This is a genomic window from Candidatus Infernicultor aquiphilus, assembly GCF_002784285.1.
Classification (GTDB): Bacteria; Atribacterota; Phoenicimicrobiia; order Phoenicimicrobiales; family Phoenicimicrobiaceae; genus Infernicultor; species Infernicultor aquiphilus.
Map to the genome: position 1 here is coordinate 1 of NZ_PFKO01000091.1, position 5426 is coordinate 5426.

The 5426-nt window shown below is 32.3% G+C and carries 6 protein-coding genes; 2 read left to right on the plus strand and 4 right to left on the minus strand.

The genetic code is table 11. The annotated features are described in order from the left end of the window. The first annotated feature begins 336 nt into the window (after positions 1-336). Positions 337-465 (plus strand): hypothetical protein, encoded by a 129-nt coding sequence (locus tag COZ07_RS02590; protein WP_406607033.1) that lies wholly within the window; start codon positions 337-339, stop codon positions 463-465. A gap of 152 nt (positions 466-617) precedes the next feature. After that, positions 618-878 carry a hypothetical protein gene (locus COZ07_RS02595; protein WP_406607034.1) on the plus strand — a complete coding sequence of 87 codons (261 nt, stop codon included), beginning with the start codon at positions 618-620 and terminating at the stop codon, positions 876-878. A gap of 270 nt (positions 879-1148) precedes the next feature. Here the strand turns inward: COZ07_RS02595 and COZ07_RS02600 are convergent, their stop codons facing one another. The 4 genes from COZ07_RS02600 to COZ07_RS02615 form a co-directional block, all read right to left on the minus strand. Continuing rightward, complete coding sequence (locus tag COZ07_RS02600; protein ID WP_406607035.1) at positions 1149-1901, minus strand: ABC transporter ATP-binding protein; 753 nt, start codon at positions 1899-1901, stop codon at positions 1149-1151. 71 nt (positions 1902-1972) lie between these two features. Continuing rightward, positions 1973-3019 carry an iron ABC transporter permease gene (locus COZ07_RS02605; RefSeq protein WP_406607046.1) on the minus strand — a complete coding sequence of 349 codons (1047 nt, stop codon included), beginning with the start codon at positions 3017-3019 and terminating at the stop codon, positions 1973-1975. A gap of 38 nt (positions 3020-3057) precedes the next feature. Next, entirely contained in the window at positions 3058-4233 is a 1176-nt protein-coding gene (locus COZ07_RS02610) for an iron ABC transporter substrate-binding protein (RefSeq protein ID WP_406607036.1), read from the minus strand. A 139-nt stretch (positions 4234-4372) separates the two neighbouring features. Continuing rightward, a partial coding sequence (locus tag COZ07_RS02615) for a class I SAM-dependent methyltransferase (RefSeq protein ID WP_406607037.1) occupies positions 4373-5426 on the minus strand: 1054 nt, incomplete at its 5' end.

Sequence of the window (5426 nt, forward strand, 5' to 3'; positions counted from 1 at the left end):
TGATCAAGAGAAAAGAATACGATATGGGCTTCCCTCCAGGATGTCTAAAGAGGCTAAAAAGATATACCAGGTCTTTAATATTAAAAGATCGATGACTCCCTATATTATAGAAAAGTTGAAAATGTAGTGCCTTTTAAAAATTAAGAATCCAGTGTTTATGCGAGTTACAGCAATTTAAGTGCGGAAGTCGGGATAAATAGAAAAAACATTATAAAATTATTTGATAAATAGAAATTAATATTTTTCAATAATATTGAGACTTATTTTTATATTAGATTGCTTTTATTTTCAAGTATTTCTTAAGCTAACCAAGAGAATTTTAAAAAGAGGTTAGAAGTGAAAAATAAAATAGAAGATGATACAGAAGAGAGATGTAAAGAGATTTTAAAAAAAGTTGGCATTGAGGAAGGCCAGATTATTTTGGATTTTGGATGTGGTAGAAATAGTAAGAACCTCATGGTTTAGTTTCGGTCTATCCTGAACATATCGAAACAGAAAAGCTTAAGCAAAAGATAGAGAAATCTGGTTTTCATCTAATAAACAGGTTTCGGGGGAAAATTATCCATGAGGGTAGACCTGAGCAAGGTCAAATATTAAATTTTAGAAAGGAGTAAAAAATGATTGAAGTTAAAAGGAAAAATCAACAGGAATTCACAGTGAAAGTGGAAAAGGAAGGAGTAAGCAAAGAATATGATGTAAGTTTAGATGATGAATATTGGCAAGATTTAACTGGAGGTAAAATAGACAAAGAGAAATTAATAAAAAAGTCCTTTGAGTTTTTATTAGAGAGAGAACCTAAAGAATCTATTCTTCCCAGATTTAATTTAAGGATTATCAACCAATATTTTCCAGAATTTAAGGAAGAAATAAAGAAATGATAAGATGGAAAGGAGGTAAAAACTAGAGGTAAAAATTATGGGTATTATACTGCCAAAACAGGCAGGGACTGAGGAAGGTAGATTACTTTTTCAAAAATCAGAAAAAGTAGAGGATTTTGATCAGGGAAGAGAAATAGTAGATTCATGAGAATGACCATTTAGATGGTAAGGTATTTTTGCAGCGAATGAAAGAAGAAGATTTTTCAAAATTATATTGGGAAGAGAATTTAGATATCAGAAAAAGAAATTCAGAGTGAATTACTTTTAAACTTAAACTAAAACAACAATTGGTATTCCGTTATAATTATCTACATAAGCATTAACATCATAAACTTCCTGGATATTCTTGGAATTGATCACTTCATTGTTTCCCTCTGAAAAAATCATTCCATCTTTTAACATAATAAATTTATCCGAAAATCTTAAAGCAAGATTTAGATCATGCGTAACCACGATTGAAGAGATATTCTGAGATCTGGAAATATTTTTGATAATTTTCATTATTGCCATTTGATTTTTCAAATCAAGATTATTGGTAGGTTCATCCAACAAAAGAATTCGAGGTTCTTGAGCAAGAGCTCTTGCTATAGCTACTTTTTGGAGTTCCCCGCCACTTAGTTCCTTTGTATACCTTAAAGCACAATCTTCCAGATTCATAAGTTTTAAAATATCACTGGTTATCTTAAGATCTTTTTTTGAAACTTCCCATTTTATGTACGGTTTCCTCCCCAACAGTACGGCATCAAATACACTTATATAATTACCATTAACGCTTTGGGGAATATAGGCTATTTTTTTTGCAATTTCTAAACTATTTAATTTATTAAGGTTAAAATCATCAATTAATATTGCTCCTTTTTTAGGCTTTAATATTCTATTTATACATTTTAAAAGAGTAGACTTTCCAGCTCCATTAATTCCGAGAACAGAAACAACATCACCTTTATCCACTTTAAATTTTATATTTTCCAGAACTTTTTTACTTTTATATGAAAATTCAACTCCATCAACCGAAAGAATCATAGTGAACATTTTCCTTATTTCTTATTTTATTTTTTACTATCTTACTCTGGTTATGGTTTACTTGCCCTCTTTTATTGCTTATACATTTTTACCAGTAAATAAAGAAATACAGGTGCTCCCATAAAGGAAGTTAATATACCAACCGGCAATACAATGGGAGATATTATCGTCCTGGCAACGGTATCTGAGATTAATAATAAAATCGCACCAAACAAAGCCGATATGGGAATTATAAATCTGTAATCCCCTCCCATAAATATTCTCACCATATGAGGGCATATTAATCCGACAAATCCAATGATACCTAAAAATGCAACATTAACTGAAACTAATAGTGAAGCCACGAGCATCCCCCACAGTCTTGTCCTCTCCGTATTGACTCCCAACGATTTTGCACTTTCTTCTCCACTTTCCAAGGCATTATAATCCCAACGTTTGTAGATAAAATAAATTAACGAAAAAACCATTATGACAGTCATAATACCAACTTCCACCCAAAGAGGTCTTCCCAAATCTCCAAAAGTCCAATAGACCATTGATGCTAACTGCAAGTCATTGGCAAAGTACTGCATAACCATAGTCCCTGCCGAAAATAAAGAACCAATGGCGATACCAGCTAAAATCATTGCCTCAGGCGTCAACCTTCTCAACTTTGCAAGTAAAAGTATAATCAAAACAGCCATCAATGCCCCTATAAAGGCAAAAACTGTTACTACATAAGGACTATTCACAAAAATTTTTCCTGTACTTTCCGCTCCGCCTACATCAAAAAATATTATTGCAAAGGCAGCTCCGAACATTGCTCCATAAGATATTCCTATGGTATAGGGAGAAGCAAGCGGATTCCTTAGAGTACACTGCATAACCGCGCCCGAGACTGCCAATGAAATACCGGCAACGATTGCTGCCACAATCCTTGGCAAGCGTATATTCCAAATAATTAAATTTGTAGCATTATCACCATTGCCGGTTAATGAATGATAGATTTGAGTTAATGATAATTTATATCCTCCAATAGATAGAGAATATATACTACTCAGAAGCAAAATAATAAGTAAAATACATCCAATTACTATTTTTTTTCTACTATATTCTTTATATTTTTCAATAATATTTATGGTTGTCTACCTCATTAAAATTTTATTTTAATATTTTCTTATTCTACTTTTCTGAAAGCATTATATTTATCTTTTAGTTTATAATAGGTATCTTCCCCATTTTTACCATAGAACTTCTCAAATATCTCAACACCTTTTTTATCAATTTCAATATCTTCAAATACATCTGGGTAAAGAATTTTTCCTACAAAATAAGCGTCTGCAATCGCATTTTCTTTGTTGTAGGAATACCAGCAATAGGGAAGGACATAATATACCCTTTTCTCCTTAACTGCTTTTAAATCTTGGTAAGGAGTAGATTTTAATTCGTTATTTATGATAGATAAGGAGACAGGAGATATAAAGATCGTACCGGGATTCCATCCTATTAGTGCTTCTTTATCAATACTCATTCCACAACTTATATCCGACAAACTAGAAGCAACGTTTTTCGCCTTAATTAAATTAAAAGGTGGCCACTGAGGATCGGTTCCGGAAATACCATGGGAACCATAAAAAGCTCTTCCACCAATATAGACACTTGGTTTTTCGCTATCGGGGATATTTTTTACTCTTTCATTCAGATCCTGGAAATAGTTCTCCATAATATCAATCAATTCTTCGGCTCTCTCCTCTGCCCCTAAGACTTTTCCCGTAATTCTTAAGGAATTATAGAATATTTCGTATTGTTTTGAAGTCCCTATGGCATTGGTATATAGAGCTATGACCGGGATATCAGTTTTCTTTTGTAAATCATCAGCTGCCTGCACTTCGCTTGTTCCAATAAATATGATATCCGGATTTAACTCTATGATTTTTTCATAATTAAAGTCACTCCCACCTGCTCCGACATTAACTATCGGCAAATCATATAGCTGCGGAAAAACTAACATATATGGTAAATCTGAACCCTGCGGAACACCTTCTTTTTCAGAAGTTTTGGGTTTTTCACGATACTCAATACCTACAACTTTATCGGCTGCGTTAACACACACAATTTCTCTAAGAGAACATCCTAAAGCAAGAATTCTATTCACTTTTTTGGGTATTTCAACCTTTCTTTTTAAGATGTCTTCTATCTGTATACTCTCTATGTTATCACTTGTCAGCTGAGCTGTTGTCTGGATATCTACGGTTGTATTATTCGCTCCGCTTCTCAGGGCATTAGCTGCCAGAAATACAATTATTAACATACTCAATAATATACCATTTATCAAGGTTTTATTTCTTTTCATTCTCTTCCATAACCTCCATGATTTTATATTTTATAATTTGATAAATATTATATTTATCAAAAAAGTAACACCATATTTACAAAAATAAAAGCCTTCTTTAAAAATGACTAAAAAATTAAATTAAAAAGCAGTGTTGCTATTATTTCTTGGCGATAATCATTTTTGCCGAAGGACATCCAAATCCTAACAATTGTTGAATGCTAACGGTATCTAAAATTTCAAATCCCAATTCTTTTAAATATTTAAGATAACTATCTAAATCCAAATCTCCTTTAAATGTAAACCTTACCATCCCTTTCTTAAGGCCTTTCGTTTTTGAAAAATTCCATTCCATGTTATTTAAATAATCATCCAAACCATTTTCTTTTTTCAAGAAAAATTGTTTATCTACAAATAATCCCCCCTTCCGCAAGGCAGCATAAACTTTTTTGGCTATTTGAGGATTCTTTCCCCCCGGGTTATAAGAAGCAAATATCACGTCATAATCCATCCCGATATCATCATTGTAAAAATCTCCTGCAATGGTAAAAACGTTTTTTGCCTTGTATTTTTTTATAAATTTATCTGTTTGTTTGATGACAGGTATCAGATCGAATACATAACTCTTTATATCTTGGTTCAGCATACTAAAGCCAATAGCATAAAGTCCATGTCCCCCTGCTAAATCCAGGAGTTTCCTGGCGTTTTTAAATTCTTTATATTTGGAAATCTCATTTAAAATCTTGGGTAATTCCCAGCATTTACATTCATCGGCCATTCTATTGATAACCTCAGGGAAAAAAGTGTGAATATCTGAATGAAAACCCTGCTGATTCTTCAAAATCGATTCTAAATTTTCCCAGCTTTTAACATCATCAAAGTAATATTGCAAGGAATTAATAATGTTGTATTCGGAGTTCTTTTTAAGATAAATGTTGGTTACTTCTTTGTTTTTATAATAATTTGTATTGCCTTCAATCTTATCTTCCAACAGATCTAATTCACGAAAGACCTTTAATAAATATTCGGTTAAGGTTAAATCGATCTCTAATCTACTCGACAATTCCTGCGCACTCTTGAAATTTTCCAGAAAATCAAACAAATCTAGATGAACCGCAGTTTTTAACAAACAGAGAATCCGCACCTTTGAATATGATTCATCTATGAGGTTTAATAGTTTTTCCGGACTTTCTTCGGGAGATCTTAAAAAAAAC